General features: G+C 72.3%; 17 protein-coding genes. 12 read left to right on the top strand and 5 right to left on the bottom strand.

Going from position 1 to position 17,323, the window contains the following annotated elements; genetic code table 11:
- The first annotated feature begins 33 nt into the window (after window positions 1-33).
- The 6 genes from DAA34_RS02440 to DAA34_RS02415 all read left to right on the top strand — a co-directional run bounded on the left by DAA34_RS02440 (window position 34) and on the right by DAA34_RS02415 (window position 6,155).
- Entirely contained in the window at window positions 34-534 is a 501-nt protein-coding gene (locus DAA34_RS02440) for a YsnF/AvaK domain-containing protein (RefSeq protein ID WP_106817465.1), read from the top strand.
- Window positions 535-560: 26 nt separating this feature from the next.
- Window positions 561-2,414, top strand: coding sequence for a dihydroxy-acid dehydratase (gene ilvD, locus DAA34_RS02435; RefSeq protein WP_106817464.1), 1,854 nt, complete (start codon window positions 561-563; stop codon window positions 2,412-2,414).
- Window positions 2,415-2,528: 114 nt separating this feature from the next.
- A complete protein-coding gene (locus DAA34_RS02430) occupies window positions 2,529-3,692 on the top strand; it encodes a metallophosphoesterase family protein (protein WP_106817463.1) in 1,164 nt (387 codons plus the stop codon).
- 94 nt (window positions 3,693-3,786) lie between these two features.
- On the top strand, window positions 3,787-4,278 hold the full coding sequence (locus tag DAA34_RS02425; RefSeq protein ID WP_106817462.1) for an SRPBCC family protein: 492 nt from the start codon (window positions 3,787-3,789) through the stop codon (window positions 4,276-4,278).
- 81 nt (window positions 4,279-4,359) lie between these two features.
- Window positions 4,360-5,496 carry an LLM class flavin-dependent oxidoreductase gene (locus DAA34_RS02420; protein ID WP_106817461.1) on the top strand — a complete coding sequence of 379 codons (1,137 nt, stop codon included), beginning with the start codon at window positions 4,360-4,362 and terminating at the stop codon, window positions 5,494-5,496.
- Window positions 5,493-6,155 carry an FMN reductase gene (locus DAA34_RS02415; protein WP_106817460.1) on the top strand — a complete coding sequence of 221 codons (663 nt, stop codon included), beginning with the start codon at window positions 5,493-5,495 and terminating at the stop codon, window positions 6,153-6,155. Before DAA34_RS02420 ends, DAA34_RS02415 begins: the two co-directional genes overlap by 4 nt.
- A gap of 49 nt (window positions 6,156-6,204) precedes the next feature.
- Here DAA34_RS02415 and DAA34_RS02410 read toward each other — a convergent pair whose 3' ends face one another.
- Window positions 6,205-6,726, bottom strand: a complete 522-nt coding sequence (locus DAA34_RS02410; RefSeq protein ID WP_106817459.1) for a hypothetical protein — start codon at window positions 6,724-6,726, stop codon at window positions 6,205-6,207.
- A 50-nt stretch (window positions 6,727-6,776) separates the two neighbouring features.
- Window positions 6,777-7,073 (bottom strand): hypothetical protein, encoded by a 297-nt coding sequence (locus tag DAA34_RS02405; protein ID WP_106817458.1) that lies wholly within the window; start codon window positions 7,071-7,073, stop codon window positions 6,777-6,779.
- A gap of 159 nt (window positions 7,074-7,232) precedes the next feature.
- Here DAA34_RS02405 and dnaK point away from each other — a divergent pair, with 159 nt between their 5' ends.
- The 6 genes from dnaK to DAA34_RS12640 all read left to right on the top strand — a co-directional run bounded on the left by dnaK (window position 7,233) and on the right by DAA34_RS12640 (window position 13,509).
- Window positions 7,233-9,122, top strand: a complete 1,890-nt coding sequence (gene dnaK, locus DAA34_RS02400) for a molecular chaperone DnaK (RefSeq protein ID WP_106817457.1) — start codon at window positions 7,233-7,235, stop codon at window positions 9,120-9,122.
- A gap of 92 nt (window positions 9,123-9,214) precedes the next feature.
- Window positions 9,215-9,826, top strand: coding sequence for a nucleotide exchange factor GrpE (gene grpE, locus DAA34_RS02395; protein WP_106817456.1), 612 nt, complete (start codon window positions 9,215-9,217; stop codon window positions 9,824-9,826).
- 170 nt (window positions 9,827-9,996) lie between these two features.
- Complete coding sequence (locus tag DAA34_RS02390) at window positions 9,997-11,025, top strand: DnaJ C-terminal domain-containing protein (RefSeq protein WP_106817455.1); 1,029 nt, start codon at window positions 9,997-9,999, stop codon at window positions 11,023-11,025.
- A gap of 8 nt (window positions 11,026-11,033) precedes the next feature.
- Entirely contained in the window at window positions 11,034-11,480 is a 447-nt protein-coding gene (locus DAA34_RS02385) for a heat shock protein transcriptional repressor HspR (protein ID WP_106817454.1), read from the top strand.
- Window positions 11,477-12,055, top strand: coding sequence for a TIGR03086 family metal-binding protein (locus tag DAA34_RS02380; protein ID WP_106817453.1), 579 nt, complete (start codon window positions 11,477-11,479; stop codon window positions 12,053-12,055). Before DAA34_RS02385 ends, DAA34_RS02380 begins: the two co-directional genes overlap by 4 nt.
- Window positions 12,056-12,081: 26 nt before the next feature.
- Complete coding sequence (locus tag DAA34_RS12640) at window positions 12,082-13,509, top strand: gluconokinase, GntK/IdnK-type (protein ID WP_325027413.1); 1,428 nt, start codon at window positions 12,082-12,084, stop codon at window positions 13,507-13,509.
- Between the two features lie 27 nt (window positions 13,510-13,536).
- On the opposite strand, the gene DAA34_RS12060 is transcribed toward DAA34_RS12640, so the two are convergent.
- From DAA34_RS12060 to DAA34_RS02360, 3 genes are all read right to left on the bottom strand, one after another.
- Window positions 13,537-13,686, bottom strand: a complete 150-nt coding sequence (locus DAA34_RS12060) for a hypothetical protein (protein WP_158707561.1) — start codon at window positions 13,684-13,686, stop codon at window positions 13,537-13,539.
- Window positions 13,687-13,835: 149 nt separating this feature from the next.
- A complete protein-coding gene (locus DAA34_RS02365; protein ID WP_106817451.1) occupies window positions 13,836-15,683 on the bottom strand; it encodes a phosphoenolpyruvate carboxykinase (GTP) in 1,848 nt (615 codons plus the stop codon).
- Window positions 15,684-16,029: 346 nt separating this feature from the next.
- Window positions 16,030-17,307, bottom strand: a complete 1,278-nt coding sequence (locus DAA34_RS02360) for an endonuclease/exonuclease/phosphatase family protein (RefSeq protein WP_106817450.1) — start codon at window positions 17,305-17,307, stop codon at window positions 16,030-16,032.
- Between the last annotated feature and the right edge of the window lie 16 nt (window positions 17,308-17,323).

Raw genomic sequence — 17,323 nt, 5'->3', positions numbered from 1 at the left:
CCGCAGGTCATCACGACGACGAGGACGGACGGCATGACCGACCACACGCCCGAGCACGCCATCGACCGTGACCACCGGCCCGTCGAGGGCCTCGATGACCGCGACGGCCTCGTGGTCCGCGAGGAGCGCCTCGTCGTCGGCACCGAGCGGGTGGCAGGGGAGCGCGTCGTCGTCCGGACGCGGATCGTCACCGAGGACGTCACGTTCACCATCCCGCTGCGCCGCGAGGAGGTCGAGATCGTCCGGGTGCCGGTCGACCGTGCGACGACCCCGACCGCGGCGGTCGAGGCGGGGACCAGCACCGCCGACGTCGACCGCGAGTGGACCGACGGCGAGCGCGACCTGCGGGCCGATGAGCAGGAGATCGTCGTGCGCGCCGAGCGCCCCGTCTTCGCGACCGAGGTCGTCGAGGTCGAGCGCATCCGGCTCGTGCGCAGCGTCACCCGCGAGGAGGTCCCCGTCACGACGGAGGTCGCCCGCGAGCAGGTCGAGGTCGGGCACGTCGACCCGGTGGACGGGGCGCCCCGCGCCTGAGCGACGGCGGCGCCTACCGTGGGTCCATGCCCGAGCTGCGTTCCAGGACCACCACCCACGGCCGCAACATGGCCGGCGCCCGCGCCCTGTGGCGCGCCACCGGCATGGGGGAGGGTGACTTCGGCAAGCCGATCGTCGCCGTCGCGAACTCCTTCACGCAGTTCGTCCCCGGTCACGTCCACCTGAGGGACATGGGTCGCCTCGTCTCCGACGCGATCGCCGAGGCCGGTGGCGTCGGGCGCGAGTTCAACACCATCGCCGTCGACGACGGGATCGCGATGGGTCACGCGGGCATGCTCTACTCCCTGCCCAGCCGCGAGGTCATCGCCGACAGCGTCGAGTACATGGTCCAGGCGCACCGGGCCGACGCGCTCGTGTGCATCAGCAACTGCGACAAGATCACGCCCGGGATGCTGCTGGCCGCCCTGCGGCTGGACATCCCGACCGTCTTCGTCAGCGGGGGCCCGATGGAGGCCGGTCGCGCGCTCGGCGAGCAGGTCGTCGACGGCGAGCCCGCCGCCGGGGGCCGCCTCGACCTCATCGACGCGATGATCAAGGCCGTCGACGACACCGTCTCGGACACGGAGATCGACGCGATCGAGAAGGCCGCGTGCCCGACGTGCGGCTCGTGCTCGGGGATGTTCACGGCGAACTCGATGAACTGCCTCACCGAGGCCCTCGGCCTGTCGCTGCCCGGCAACGGTTCGACGCTGGCGACGGCGGCGGCCCGGCGCGGGCTCTTCGAGGAGGCCGGGCGCCTCGTCGTCGACCTGTGCCGCCGGTACTACGACAGTGACGACGACTCGGTGCTGCCGCGGGCGATCGCGACCCGCCCGGCGTTCGCCAACGCGATGCGCCTGGACATCGCGATGGGCGGCTCGACGAACACGATCCTCCACCTGCTGGCGGCCGCGCACGAGGCCGGCGTCGACTTCGACCAGGACGACATCGACGCGCTCTCGCGGGTCACGCCGTGCCTGGTCAAGGTCGCCCCGAACTCGACCGATTACTACATGGAGGACGTGCACCGGGCCGGAGGCGTCCCGGCCATCCTCGGCGAGCTCGACCGGGCCGGGATGCTCGACCGCGCCGTCCACGCCGTCCACAGCGAGTCCGTCGACGCGTGGCTGGGAGCCTGGGACATCCGCTCGGGGACGGCCACGCCGGAGGCGACCGAGCTCTTCCACGCCGCGCCCGGCGGTGTCCGCACGACGGAGGCGTTCAGCTCGACCAAGCGCTGGGCCGACCTCGACACCGACGCCGAGCACGGCTGCATCCGGTCGGTCGAGCACGCGTACACCGCCGAGGGCGGCCTCGCCGTGCTCCGCGGCAACCTCGCCCCGGACGGGTGCATCGTCAAGACCGCGGGCGTGCCCGAGCACCAGTGGAGCTTCTCCGGCCCGGCGCGCGTGGCCGAGTCGCAGGAGCAGGCGGTCGAGATGATCCTCTCCGGGCAGATCCAGGCCGGGGACGTCGTCGTCGTCCGGTACGAGGGCCCGAAGGGCGGTCCCGGGATGCAGGAGATGCTCTACCCGACGAGCTACCTCAAGGGCGTCGGGCTCGGCCCGAAGTGCGCCCTCATCACGGACGGCCGGTTCTCCGGCGGGTCCTCGGGCCTGTCGGTCGGGCACGTCTCGCCGGAGGCGGCCAGCGGCGGGCCGATCGGGCTCGTCCGGGACGGGGACGTCATCGAGTTCTCCATCCCCGAGCGCCGCGTGCAGCTGCTCGTCGACGAGGACGAGCTGCGCCGTCGCCGGTCCGAGCAGGACGAGCGCGGCTGGCAGCCCGTCGACCGGGACCGTCCGGTCTCGCCCGCGCTGCGGATCTTCGCCCGGTTCGCGCAGTCGGCGGACAAGGGCGCAGCGCGCGTCGTCGACTGATCCGCGCCCGGCGTCGCCGGACGTTCACCGCAGGTCTGCCCGGGGTCACCCGCTTGTCACGTCGCGACCCTAGGTTCGTGGTGCCCGTCACCCCCGCCCTCAGGGAGACCCGCCATGACCACCGCACCCAGCCGTCGCAGCATGATCACCGCGGGTGCCGCCGGCCTGGCCGCCACCGCCCTGAGCGCCGGCGCCGCCGACGCGTCCCCGACCCACGGCCTGCGTCGACGCCACGGCCACGCCCCGCGCCTGTCGTTCCGTCGCGACGGCTCGTTCAAGATCGTCCAGCTCAACGACACCCAGGACGACGAGACGACCGATGCGCGGACGATCGAGCTCGTCACGAAGGTCATCGCCCAGGAGGAGCCCGACCTCGTCGTCTTCGTCGGCGACAACATCAACGGCGGGCCGGACACGGGTCTGCAGACGAAGCAGGCGCTGAACAACGTCATCGCCCCGGTCGAGGCCGCGGGCATCCCGTGGGCCGCGCAGTTCGGCAACCACGACGAGGACTCGACGAGCAAGACCGGCATGGACGAGTCGGACATGCTCGAGTTCTTCCAGCGGTACCCGCACAACGTGAACCCGGACGGCGCCCGCCGCATCACGGGCACGGGCAACGCGGTCGTCCCGGTCCGCGGGCGCGACGGCCGCACCGCGTTCAACGTGTGGCTGCTCGACTCGGGGCGCTACGCGCCGGACACCATCGCCGGGCAGGACTTCGCCGGGTACCCCGACTGGGACTGGCTGCGAGCGGACCAGGTCGAGTGGTACCTCGAGACCTCGCGGCAGGCCGAGCGGGCCGCGGGCCGGATCGTGCCCGGTGTCATGTTCATCCACATCCCGCTGTGGGAGCACCGCTTCATGTGGTTCGCGAGCGTCGACTCGCGCACGGAGGCCGACCACGCCCGCGCGCGCGTCAAGCACCAGATCGTCGGCGAGCGCAACGAGGACGAGTGCCCCGGCCCGTTCAACTCCGGCATGTTCTCCGCGATCCTCCACCGCGGGGACGTCACGGGCGTCTACTGCGGGCACGACCACGTGAACACGTACACCGGCAGCTACTACGGGGTGCACCTCGGGTACGGCCCGGGCTCGGGCTTCGGCACCTACGGCCTCGGGGGCGCGGAGAACCACCGGCTGCGCGGCAGTCGCGTCTTCGAGGTGCGAGAGGACGGCTCGTGGACCACGCGCCTGGTCTTCGCCCGCGACCTCGGCATCGACCTGACGAACGTCCGGAAGCCGACGACCCCCGCTCCGCTCCCGCGCTGGGCCTGAGCCGTCCGTCGCTGCGCCCGGGGCGGTCCGCCGGCCCGGGCGCAGTGCGTCCGGCCGGTTGCGGTCGGTGACCGGGCGGGGGAGTGTGGAGGGCATGAGCCTGGCGGACATCGACCGCGCCGAGTTCGGGCGCGCGCAGACCGTGGAGATCGCCGCACCGGCGGAGGCGGTGTGGGCCCTCGTCACCGACGTGCGCCGCACCCCCGAGTGGAGCCCGGTCGTCGCCGAGAGCTGGTACGAGGACGGCGGCCCGGTCCGGCCGGGCGCGGTCATCGTCGGCCGGAACGTCACGCCGACGCGGGAGTGGCAGACCACGTCGCGCGTCGTCGAGGCGGATCCGCCGCGCTCGTTCGCGTGGGTCGTGGGCGAGGACGTCGTCCGCTGGGGCTACGAGATCGAGCCGACCGGCAGCGGGTGCCGCCTCACCGAGACGTGGCAGGTGCTCGAGACGGGCTTCGCGTTCTTCGAGCGCAGGTACGGCGACGACGCCCGCGCGCAGCTCGCGGACCGTCGCGAGGCCGCGGTCGCGGGCATCCCGGCGACCCTCGAGGCGATCCGCGCCATCGCCGAACGGGAGGCGGGCTGACGCACTCCGGGGGCGGGGAATGCCCGCGTGCCCCACGGGGTTAGGGTAGTTGAATCGTCAATTAACAGGGCGGAGCACCCCATGCAGATCGGCATCTTCAGCGTCGGCGACGTCACGCGCGACCCGACGACTGGCCGGACCCCGACCGAGCACGAGCGCATCGATGCGATGACCCGCATCGCGCTCAAGGCCGAGGAGGTCGGGCTCGACGTCTTCGCCACGGGCGAGCACCACAACCCGCCGTTCGTCCCCTCCTCGCCGACGACCCACCTGGGCTACATCGCGGCCAAGACCGAGCGTCTGCGGCTGTCGACCTCGACGACCCTCATCACGACGAACGATCCCGTGAAGATCGCCGAGGACTACGCCTTCCTCCAGCACCTGTCCGGCGGGCGCATCGACCTGATGATGGGCCGCGGCAACACCGGCCCGGTGTACCCGTGGTTCGGCAAGGACATCCGCGACGGTATCCCGCTCGCGATCGAGAACTACCACCTCCTGCGTCGGCTGTGGCGCGAGCCGGTCGTCGACTGGAAGGGCCGCTTCCGCACCCCGCTGCAGGGCTACACCTCGACCCCCGCACCGCTCGACGGTGTGCCGCCGTTCGTCTGGCACGGCTCCATCCGCAGCACGGAGATCGCCGAGCAGGCCGCCTTCTACGGCGACGGCTTCTTCCACAACCACATCTTCTGGAACCCCGAGCACACGGCGCAGATGGTCGGGCTGTACCGCCGGCGCTTCGAGCACCACGGTCACGGCGACGCCGACCAGGCGATCGTCGGGCTCGGCGGACAGGTGTTCATGGCGGGCGCCGAGGCCGAGGCCGTGCGCCGCTTCCGCCCGTACTTCGACGTCGCGCCCGTCTACGGTCACGGCCCCTCCCTCGAGGAGTTCACCCGCACCACGCCGCTGACCGTCGGCACGCCCGAGCAGGTCATCGAGCGGTACCTGGGGTACGCCGACCTCGTCGGTGACTACCAGCGGCAGCTGTTCCTCATCGACCACGCCGGCCTGCCGATCGACGTCGTCCTCGAGCAGGTCGAGATCCTCGGTCGCGAGGTCGCGCCGGTGCTGCGCGCCGAGTTCGACCGCCGACGGCCGGCCCACGTGCCGAGCGACCCGCCGACCCACGAGAGCCTGCGCGCCGAGGGGCCGGACTCCCCCCACCGCACGGTCATCACGGCGGTGGCTCGTGACGCCGCCGAGGTGTCGGCATGACCCGGCGGGTGGTCGTCCTCTCCGCGGGGCTCTCGGTGCCGAGCTCGACGCGGCTGCTCGCCGACCGGATCGCCGACGCCGTCCGCTCCCGCGTCTCGGCGCGCGGTGAGGCGGTGGACATCGAGGTCATCGAGCTGCGCGACCTCGCCGTCCCGCTCGCGACGGCGATGACGACCGGCGGGATGCCCTCTCCGGAGCTGGACGCCGCCCGCCGAGCGGTCTCGGAGGCCGATGGTCTCGTCGCCGTCACCCCGGTCTTCGCGGCGAGCTACTCCGGACTGTTCAAGATGTTCGTCGACACCCTCGACCCCGACGCGGTGACGGGGATGCCCGTCCTCGTCGCGGCGACCGCCGGGACGGCCAGGCACAGCCTCGTCCTCGAGCACGCGATGCGGCCGTTGTTCGCCTACCTGCGTGCGGTCGTCGTGCCGACGGCCGTCTTCGCGGCGACCGAGGACTTCGGTGGTGGCGCGGAGCTGCAGGCGCGGATCTCCCGCGCGGCGGACGAGCTCGCCGCCCTGGTCGTCGCCGCCCCCAGCGGCGTCGAGGGGTTCGCGCCGACCGAGGCGGGTGCGGCGCGCCGGCGCCGTTCCGGGGTCGGCGTCGAGCAGGAGGTCACCGACTTCTCCGAGCTGCTGAGCGGTCTGACGGGCGACTGAGCCCCCCGTCACCGACCAAGCCTGGGCCGGCCCCGTCCGCGGGGTCGGCTCAGGCTGCGTGGCGGGGGCGGTAGCCGGCCGAGTGCCGACCGGTGTACCCCCGGCGCGAGCCGGCCGCGACGACGCAGCCGACGAGGACGGCCTCGGCGCCGAGCGCAGCCGCGAGGCCGATCGGTCCCGCGAGAACCGTCGCGACGACGAGGACGACGGCCAGCGCCGCGACGATCCCCAGCAGGGCCCACGGCACCCGGGAGAACGGGGAGGTGGCGCCCGCGCGACGGCTCGCTCGCGTGACTGCGGGCGCGGTGGTCTCGGGCGCGGTGATCGCGGGCGCGGTGGCCGGGGTGCCCGCGGGCGTGGTCCCGACCCGGACCGGCGCGGGGGTCCACACCATCTGCGGCGCCGAGGCAGGGGCGTGCAGGCGGGGGATGATGGCGGTGTCGGACTCGTCGTCGGGGGACGCGAGCCGGCCGAGGAGCCCGTCGATGTCCGCGGCGTCGAACGCGGTGAGGTCCCGGGTCAGCGGGTCGTGGCGGCGGTCGGCCACGGGCCGGAGGTCAGGGATCGCCATGAGCCCATGGTCCCCGATCGAGCCGCCCGACACGCCGAGGCGCGCCGGGCTCAGTCGGTCCTCTCCAGCCGGGGCCGGCGGGTCGAGGACTCGATGACGCGCGTGCCATCGGCCCGGGTGAGGACCGCGACCGCGATGCCGTCGGCCGGGTCGCGGCCCCAGAAGGTGTCGCCGGGATCGAGGAGCAGCTCCGCGGACGCGGTGACCGCCCCGGCGAGCGGGAAGACGAGCAGGGCCGTCTTCCAGTGGATGGGCACCTGGCCGAGGTGCCCGCGCGACATCGGCACCGGCGCGCTCGCGGCGCGCAGCAGCTCGTCGACGGCCTCCTCGCGGGTCGTGTGCTCCACGATCCCAGCATGCCCGGTCGTCGGGAATGCGCCACCGATCCCCGAGGTTGAGTGAAGGTGACTCACCTTTTCGCCCACCGAGTTGCGCAAGGTCGGATCGCGCCCCTAGGTTGAGCGGAAGCACCTCAACCCCAGCACCACCAACGAAGGAGAACCACCATGGCCCGTGCCGTCGGCATCGACCTCGGTACCACCAACTCCGCCGTCGCCGTCCTCGAGGGTGGCGAGCCCACGATCATCGCGAACGCCGAGGGCGGTCGCACCACCCCGTCCGTCGTCGCGTTCTCCAAGAACGGCGAGGTCCTCGTCGGCGAGGTCGCCAAGCGGCAGGCCGTGACGAACGCCGACCGGACCATCCGCTCGGTCAAGCGCCACATGGGCCGCGACTGGACGACCGGCGACATCGACGGCAAGAAGTACACGCCGCAGGAGATCAGCGCCCGGACGCTGATGAAGCTCAAGCGCGACGCCGAGGCCTACCTGGGTGAGGACGTCACCGACGCGGTCATCACCGTCCCGGCGTACTTCGACGACCACGAGCGCCAGGCCACGAAGGAGGCCGGCGAGATCGCGGGCCTCAACGTGCTGCGCATCGTCAACGAGCCGACCGCGGCCGCCCTGGCCTACGGCCTCGACAAGGGCAAGGAGGACGAGCTCATCCTCGTCTTCGACCTCGGCGGTGGCACGTTCGACGTCTCGCTCCTCGAGGTCGGCAAGGACCCGGAGGACGGCTTCAGCACGATCCAGGTCCGGGCGACCTCCGGTGACAACGAGCTCGGCGGTGACGACTGGGACGACCGGATCGTCCAGCACCTGCTCACCGCGGTGAAGAGCTCCACCGGCGTCGACCTGTCGAAGGACAAGATCGCGATGCAGCGGCTCAAGGACGCCGCCGAGCAGGCGAAGAAGGAGCTGTCCTCCTCCTCGAGCACGTCGATCAACCTCCAGTACCTGTCGATGGGCGAGAACGGCCCGATCCACCTCGACGAGACGCTCACTCGCGCCCAGTTCGAGCAGATGACGAAGGACCTCCTCGAGCGGACGAAGCAGCCGTTCCAGAACGTCATCCGGGACGCCGGGATCTCCGTCTCCGAGATCGACCACGTCGTCCTCGTCGGTGGCTCGACCCGCATGCCGGCCGTCTCGGACGTCGTCAAGGAGCTCACGGGCGGCAAGGAGCCGAACAAGGGCGTCAACCCGGACGAGGTCGTCGCGCTCGGCGCCGCGCTCCAGGCCGGTGTCCTCAAGGGCGAGCGCAAGGACGTCCTCCTCATCGACGTCACGCCGCTCTCGCTCGGCATCGAGACCAAGGGTGGCCTGTTCACCAAGCTGATCGAGCGCAACACCGCCATCCCGACGAAGCGCTCGGAGGTCTTCTCCACCGCCGAGGACAACCAGCCCTCGGTCCTCATCCAGGTCTTCCAGGGTGAGCGCGAGATCGCCCAGCAGAACAAGAACCTCGGCACGTTCGAGCTGTCCGGCATCGCGCCGGCGCCGCGCGGGGTCCCGCAGATCGAGGTGACTTTCGACATCGACGCCAACGGCATCGTCAACGTCTCCGCGAAGGACCGGGGCACCGGCAAGGAGCAGAAGATCACCATCTCCGGCGGGTCCGCCCTGTCGAAGGAGGAGATCGAGCGCATGGTCAAGGAGGCCGAGGCGCACGCCGACGAGGACAGGAAGCGGCGCGAGGAGACCGAGGCCCGCAACACCGCGGAGAACCTCGTCTACTCGACGGAGAAGTTCCTCTCGGAGAACGGCGAGAAGCTCGAGGAGAGCGACCGCAAGCCCGTCGACGACGCGCTCGCGGACCTCAAGAAGGCCCTCGAGCCGGAGTCGGGCGCCAGCGCCGAGGAGATCTCGGCCAAGGTCGACACCCTCAACGAGGAGTCGCAGAAGATGGGTGCGGCCCTCTACGCCAAGGCCGCCGAGGAGGGCGAGTCGCCGAACGTCGGCGGCACCGAGGCGGGGGACTCCTCGCAGGGCAGCCCCGCCGGTGACGACGACATCGTCGACGCCGAGGTCGTCGAGGACGACGAGCAGAAGTGACCGGTCGGGCCCCCGCGCAACCTCGCGCGGGGGCCCGCCCCCGGGGCGGCGGGGATCGCCGCCCCCTGACGACGCAGCGCAGGAGGAGCCCGATGACCGAGCAGCCCACCGACCCGACGGCCCCGGACGTGACGACCGAGGCCGTGAACGACGACCCGCAGGCCGCCCAGCCGGGCGCCGCCGCGGACGAGCAGGAGACGCCGACCGAGGGCACGGCGGCCGACGAGGTGGCCGACGCCGGCGTCGGGCAGGCCGCGCCGGAGACCGATCTGGCCGCCGAGCGCCTGGCAGACCTCCAGCGGCTGCAGGCCGAGTACGTCAACTACAAGCGCCGGGTCGACCGCGACCGGGTCGAGGTCAAGCAGTCGGCGGTCGTCGAGGTCCTCACGGGCCTGCTGCCGGTGCTCGACGAGATCCACCTCGCGCGGGAGCACGGCGACGTCGTCGACGGCCCGTTCAAGGCGATCACGGACAAGCTCGAGGCCGCCCTGGGCAAGTACGGGCTCGTGCCGTTCGGTGCGGTGGGCGAGCCGTTCGACCCCACGCAGCACGAGGCGCTCATGCACGCCGAGTGGAACCCCGACGACGAGAACCTGCCGAGCGACGCCACCACGACGACGGTCGTCACGGTCCTCCAGCCGGGCTTCAAGGCCGGCGACCGGGTCCTGCGAGCCGCCCGCGTCGCGGTCGCCGACCCCACCTGACCCAGCCCCCTCTCCCGCAATTGCGCGCGCAAATGACATCTGCGCGCCACACATCGCGCGCGGATGCACCATTCGGCGCGCAGATCTCGCCGACGACCCCGCCCCGCCGCCACGCAACCTCGGTGCTCGCGCCGAGCACCACCTCGAGCTTCCTCTGAAGGGAGGACGTCATGGCCAGTCAGGACTGGTTGGAGAAGGACTTCTACGACATCCTCGGCGTCGCGACGGATGCGGACGACGCCGAGATCAAGAAGGCGTACCGCAAGCTCGCCCGGAAGTACCACCCCGACACCAACGCCGGTGACGCCGCGGCCGAGCAGCGGTTCAAGGACATCGGCGAGGCCCACTCGGTCCTCTCGGACCCCGAGCAGCGCGCCGAGTACGACCAGATCCGCGCGATGGCCCGCGGCGGCGCCCGCTTCACCGCCGGCAGCCACGGCCAGGCCGGTGGCTTCGAGGACATCTTCTCGATGTTCGGCGGCGCGGCCGGTCCGGGCGGCGGTGGCACCCGCGTGCGCTACTCCACCGGCGGTGGCGGCGCCGAGCCCGACCTCGAGGACATCCTCGCGATGTTCGGCCAGGGCGGCACCGGCGGGCGCGCCGGTGGGTTCCCCGGCGGCTTCCCCGGTCAGGCGTACGGAGCCCCGCGCGGCCCTCGCCGGGGCGCCGACCTCACGGCCCGCACGCGCCTGCCGTTCCGGGACGCCGTCACCGGCACCACCGTCACCCTCTCGGTCGACGGCGAGACCGTGACGACCCGCATCCCCGCGGGCGTCAAGGACGGTCAGCGGATCCGCCTTCGCGGCAAGGGCGGGCGCGGTGACGCCGGGGCCGAGCGTGGCGACCTCATCCTCACGGTCGAGGTCGAGCGGCACCCCGTCTTCGCGCGCGACGGCGATCACCTGACCCTCGACCTCCCCGTGACCTTCGCCGAGGCGACCCTCGGCGCGACGGTGGAGGTCCCCACCCTCGACGGCTCGACCGTCAAGGTGCGGATCGCCCCGGGCACGCCCAGCGGCCGCGTCCTGCGCATCAAGGGCCGCGGCGTCGCGTCGAAGAAGGCGACGGGCGACCTCCTCGCCACCGTCCAGGTCGTCGTGCCGACGGACCTCACCGACGAGCAGCGGGCCGCGGTCGAGAGCCTCGCTGCGGCCGACGGTGACCCGCGCGCGAGCCTGCGCGCCGACGCCGGGGCCTGAGCGAGGTCATGGCCGGCACGGACCGGATCACCCCGGACGACGACGCCCCCGTCTTCGTCATCTCGGTCGCCGCCGAGCTCGCCGGGATGCACGCGCAGACCCTCCGGCAGTACGACCGCATCGGCCTCGTCACCCCGTCCCGCACACGGGGCGGGGGGCGGCGCTACTCCGCGAGCGACGTCGCCCGCCTCCGACAGGTCCAGCGGCTGGCGCAGGAGGGCATCAGCCTCGCCGGGATCCAGCGAATCATGGAGCTGGAGAACCACGTCGCGGCCCTGCGCTCCCGGATCGAGGAGCTGACGGAGGAGCTCGAGGCCCACCGCGAGGCCTCCGGCAACCGGTTCTTCGCCGTCGGCCCGTCCGGCGACGTCGTCCCGCTCCGCCACGGCCAGCGCCCCCAGCGGCGGAGCGCGGGGCAGGCGCTCGTCATCTGGCAACCCCGGAACCGCCCGTGAGCGCCCGAGACCTCCTGCCCGACGCCGCCCGCGTGGTCACCGATCTCGTCGACCGCATCGACGGACCGCCCCTGCACCGCCCCAGCCCCTGTGCGGGATGGCGCGTCGGCGACGTCCTCAACCACCTCGTCGCCGAGCACCTGTGGGCCCCGCACCTCCTGCGCGGCGAGTCCCTCGAGGACGTCGGCGACCGGTATGCCGGTGACGTCCTCGGCACCTCCCCGCGAACCGCGTGGCGACGCGCGATCGCCGGCTCGCTCACCGCGTGGGCCTCGCCCGACCCGGACGCGACCGTCGCCACGAGCGCCGGGCCCACGCCCGCCGAGGAGTACGCGCAGCAGATGCTCGTCGACCTCACCGTGCACGCGTGGGACCTCGCCCGCGGGGCGGGGGTGCCGCTGCAGCCGGTCCCGGACGCCGTCGAGCACTGCATCGCCTACGAACGGCCCCGGGTCACCGGCGGGGGCGTCGCGGGGATCTTCGCCGCGCCGGTGCCCGTCCCCGACGACGCGCCGCGGATCGACGTCCTCGTCGGGCTGCTCGGCCGCGATCCGGGCTGGGCGCCGCCGCGCTGACCGCCGCCGTCCGGCATCCTTGGTCGGTGACCACGCCCAGCTCCACCACCCCGCTGCACGACCGCCCGCACCACATCGTCGTCATGGGGGTCTCGGCGAGCGGCAAGAGCACCGTCGCCGAGCTGATCGCGGAGCGGACGGGATGGGTCTACGCCGACGCCGACGACTTCCACGGCCCCGAGAACATCGCGAAGATGAACTCCGGCGAGTCCCTCACCGACGCCGACCGCCAGCCCTGGCTCGAGGCGCTCGCCGCGTGGATCCGTGAGCAGGACGAGGCCGGGCGCAGCACCGTCATGGCGTGCTCGGCCCTCAAGCGCCGCTACCGCGATGTCCTCCGGTCCGGCGCCCCGGGGGTCGAGTTCGTCCACCTCACTGCGCCGTTCGCCGTCCTGCGGGCGCGGATCGCCGGGCGCGTCGGGCACTTCATGCCGCAGAGCCTCCTGCGCAGCCAGGTCGACCAGCTCGAGCCGCTCGAGGCCGACGAGGACGGCTTCACCCTCGACGTGCGCCGGGCGCCGGAGGACGTCACCGACGTCGTCCTCGCCAAGCTCGGCGAACGGAGCGCACCGACCACCCGGTTCCGCGAGGAGCCCGCGCCGACGGTTCCCGACTCCGCCGACACGGGGGCGTTCCTCGACGTCAACCGCTCGTTGTGGGACTCCCGCGCGCACGCCCACGCGAGCTCCCCGGACTACGAGGTCGAGCGGCTCCTCTCCGGCCCCGATCAGCTGAGCCGGGTCGTCGAGTTCGACCGCCCGTTCCTCGGCGACCTCACCGGTCTCGACGTCGTCCACCTGCAGTGCCACATCGGCACTGACACACTCTCCCTGGCCCGGCTCGGCGCGCGGGTCACGGGGCTCGACTTCTCGGGGCGCTCGATCGAGGAGGCGCGCGCCCTCGCCGACCGCGCAGGCGTCGACGTCGAGTACGTGGAGTCCGACGTCCTCGTCGCGCCGCAGGCGCTGGGCGAGCGGCGGTTCGACCTCGTCTACACGGGAATCGGTGCCATCTGCTGGCTGCCGAGCATCGAGGCGTGGGCCGACGCCGTCGTCCCGCTCCTGCGGCCGGGTGGGCGCGTGGTCATCCGCGACGTCCACCCGATGCTCGGCGCGCTCCTGGACACCGTCGACGGCCACCTCGCCGCGGAGATGCCCTACTTCGAGACGCGCGAGCCGGTCGTCTGGGACGACGACTCGACGTACGCCGACACCGACGTCCGCCTGCCACGCCGGACGAGCCACGAGTGGAACCACGGGCTCGGGGAGATCGTCACGGCCCTGCTCTCCCGCGGGATGGAGCTCACGGCGCTCGCCGAGCACGACAGCGCCCCGTGGCGGCCCTTCCCCACGCTCATGGCACCGCACCCGGACCACCCCGGCGAGTACCGCCTCGCAGAACGACCGAGCCGCGTCGCGATGACGTTCACCATCGCGGCGCGGCTGCGGGACTGAGACCGGGCCCGGCGCCCGGACCCTGGGTCAGGCCTGGTCGGCGTCGCCCTCACCCGCGGGGTGGGGCACGTTCGCGTCGTCGACCGTCGCCTGGGTGTCCGGGTTGTGCTGCTCGCGCTCCCCGGTGTTGTCGTCGGTCGAGTCGATGGCCTCGTTGGCGTCGAACGGCATGCTCACGGCGTTCTCCTTCGTCGGGGGTGGTTCGACCACCCTCTCAGGGACGCCCCCGTCCTCCGCAACCGGCGCCGCGAACGACGAGCGGCCCGCCACCCCCGGTCGGGGGCGGCGGGCCGCTCGTCACGGGCACGGGGCCCGACGTCGTCCGGTCAGACGGTGGCCTTCACGGATTCGATGTTCTTCTGCAGCGTCTCGAGCTGGGCCTTGAGCTCCTCGGGCAGCTTGTCGCCGAACTTGGCGAACCACTCCTCGATGAGCGGCAGCTCCTTCTCCCAGTCCTCGACCTTGACCGCGAGCGCCTTGGCGACCTGCTCCTGCGTCATGTCCAGGCCCGTGGTGTCGATGTCGGCCGGGTTCGGGACGAGACCGACCGGGGTCTCCTGCGCCTCGACCGTGCCCTCGAGGCGGTCGACGACCCACTTGAGGACGCGGGCGTTGTCGCCGAAGCCCGGCCACAGGAACGAGCCGTCCTCCTCGTCCTTGCGGAACCAGTTGACCTGGTAGATCTTCGGCAGCTTCGACTCGTCGTGGGTCTTGCCGAGCTCCACCCAGTGGCTGACGTAGTCACCGGCGTTGTAGCCGATGAACGGCAGCATCGCCATCGGGTCGCGGCGGACGACACCGACCGCGCCGGTGGCCGCGGCGGTCGTCTCCGAGGAGAGGGTCGCACCGATGAAGACGCCGTGGTTCCAGTCGCGCGACTCGTAGACGAGCGGGACGGTCGTCTTGCGGCGGCCGCCGAAGAGGATCGCGTCGATCGGGACGCCGTTGGGCTCGTCGTACTCGGCGGCCATCATCGGGCACTGCTTGGCCGGCGTGCAGAAGCGGCTGTTGGGGTGGCTCGAGAGCTGGTCGCTCTCGGGCGTCCAGTCGTTGCCCTTCCAGTCGGTGAGGTGCTCGGGCTTCTCGGGCGTCATGCCCTCCCACCACACGTCGCCGTCGTCGGTGCGGGCGACGTTGGTGAAGATCGAGTTGCCCTTCTCGACGGTCCGCATGGCGTTCGGGTTCGTCGTCTCACCCGTGCCCGGGGCGACGCCGAAGAGGCCGAACTCGGGGTTGACGGCGTAGAGGCGGCCGTCCTTCCCGAAGCGCATCCACGCGATGTCGTCGCCGACCATCTCGGCCTTCCAGCCCTCCAGGCTCGGCTCGATCATCGCGAGGTTGGTCTTGCCGCAGGCGCTCGGGAAGGCGCCGGCGATGTAGTGGTCCTTCCCCGCCGGCGAGGTGAGCTTGAGGATGAGCATGTGCTCGGCCATCCAGCCCTCCTTCTGGGCCATGGCCGAGGCGATGCGCAGCGCGTAGCACTTCTTGCCCAGCAGGGCGTTGCCGCCGTAGCCGGAGCCGTAGCTCCAGATCTCGAGCGTCTCGGGGAAGTGGGCGATGTACTTCGTGTCGTTGCACGGCCACGGGACGTCCTGCTCGCCCTCGGCGAGGGGGGCGCCGACGGAGTGCAGGCCCTTGACGAAGCGGGCGTTCGTCTCCTCCATCTTGTCGAGGACCGTGGTGCCGATGCGGGCCATGATGTTCATGGAGACGACGACGTAGGCGGAGTCGGTGATCTCGACGCCGAACATCGGCTCGTCCGCCTCGAGGTGGCCCATGACGAAGGGGATGACGTACATCGTCCGCCCCTTCATGCACCCCCGGTAGAGGTCGGTCATGATCCCCTTCATCTCGGCGGGGGCCTTCCAGTTGTTCGTGAAGCCCGCGCCCTCCTCCGTCTCGGAGCAGATGAAGGTCTTGTCCTCGACGCGTGCGACGTCGCTCGGCTGCGAGGCGGCCCAGTAGCTGTTCGGCTTCTTCTCCTCGTCGAGCTTGACGAAGGTGCCGCTGGCGACGAGCGCCTGGTTGAGGGACTCGATCTCCTCGGCGCTGCCGGTGACCCAGTGGATGCTGTCGGGCTGCGTGAGCTCGGCGACCTCCTTGACCCACGATGCGAGCTCGGCGTGCGTCGTCCCGCCCTGCTCGGTGCTCGTTCCAGCCGTGTCCGTGCTCATGACCCTTGATCCCTTTCGCGGGGCCGGGTGATGGGCCCCATGGAGTTGCACCCAGTGGTCGGCCGGTTGCGTGTGTCCCGGGGCGAGGCCCCCCGACACGCCGCAGTACCGGGCTAGGTAGAGCCTATTCCGTTCCCCGGCCCGGGTCGAACCGGGGTCGGGCCGGGTTCGGTGACGTGGGGCACAGGGGTGGGCCTAGCCGGCGTCGCGCGTCGACGCCCGACGCCCCACCTCTACGGGGTGCACGCTGCGCCGGTGGCCGGACGCCGCGGCCAAGAACGCGGCGTCCGGCCACGGCAGCGGCGAACGCTCCGTGGAGCGCTCAGGTGCCGTGCGGCGGACGGCGTCAGCGGACGGTGACGTCCGCCCAGACGAGGCGGTGGTCGCTCGTCGGGAAGGGGAAGACCCCGGTCAGTCGGGACAGCGGGTCGGCCTGGACAGGCCAGAAGACGCCGGCGTCGCGCACGCGGGTGCGACGGTCGACGAGGGTGTAGTCGACGCGCAGGTTGCCCGGCGCGCCGTCGGCGAAGTCGGCGGTGTCGTACCGCGGGTCGCCGCGGTGGGTGAGGTTCGCGCCGCCCTGAAGACGTGCGGCCTCGGCGCCGCCGGCCGAGGCCGCCAGCGGGTCGGTGATGCGGCGGTTGTCGAGCAGCTGGTGGATCGCGCCGTCGTAGCTGTCGCCGTCGAGCGGGTCGGCGTTGTAGTCGCCGGCGATGACGAAGTGCTCCGCCGGGTTGAGCCCGCCGCGGCCGCCCTCGTCGTCGTAGATGTAGCGGCCCTGGCCTGGGGTGACGTAGTCGGCCCAGAAGCGGATCTCGTCGTGGTTGCGGCGACCGTTGCGGTCCTCGGGGCCGTCGAAGGTGGGCGGCGTGGGGTGCGCGGCGAGGACGTGGACCGTCGTGCGGCCGACGACCACCGGGACGTCCCAGTGCGACTTGCTCGACAGCGGCAGGTCGGCGAGCTCCTCGCGGGAGTACCAGTCGGCCGGCTGCGGGGTGGTCGGGTCGTCCGGCAGGAGCGCGCCCGGCATGTCCTGCCAGCGGAAGTGCTGGAAGGTGCGGGCGTCCTTGGTGCGGATCGGGTACTTGGAGAGGACGACCATCCCGTACTGGCCCGGGAAGAGCCCGAAGCCGAAGGCGTCGTCGCCGCCGCCGACACGGCCGTCGTTGTTGAGGTCGTGGCCGCTCGGGACACCGGTGTTCACCGGAGCGACGAACGCGTACGGGTACCGGACCGGGCCCGCCCCGTTCTGCGACCGCTGGAGGTAGTTCGTCCGGAACAGGTCGACCGCCCGACCGCCCTGCTCGAAGTCGAACTCGTTGAGGAGGACGACGTCGGGGTTCGTGCGCTGGATGACCTCGGCGACGGCCTTGGCCTGGGCGTTGTCGGGCGTCGACAGGTCGGCGACGAGCTGGCCGGGGGCGTTGCGGTTGAGCGAGAGGTTGTACGTCGCGACGCGCAGGTCGGTCGCCTTGGCCGCGTGCCCGTGGCCGCGCGTGCCGTGGGTCTTGTGGTGGCCGTGGGTCTTCTGCGAGCCGTGCTCGGCGGGGCCGGCGTGGGCGATGGCCGGGGCCAGCGCGAGGGCCGCGGCGGCGCCGAGTGCGGCGAGGGTCGAGCGGGTCATGGGTCCTCCGTCGGTT

This window comes from Janibacter massiliensis (genome assembly GCF_900289115.1).
In the GTDB taxonomy this organism is placed as follows: domain Bacteria; phylum Actinomycetota; class Actinomycetes; order Actinomycetales; family Dermatophilaceae; genus Janibacter_A; species Janibacter_A massiliensis.
This window is presented reverse-complemented; position numbering and strand designations above follow the sequence as displayed.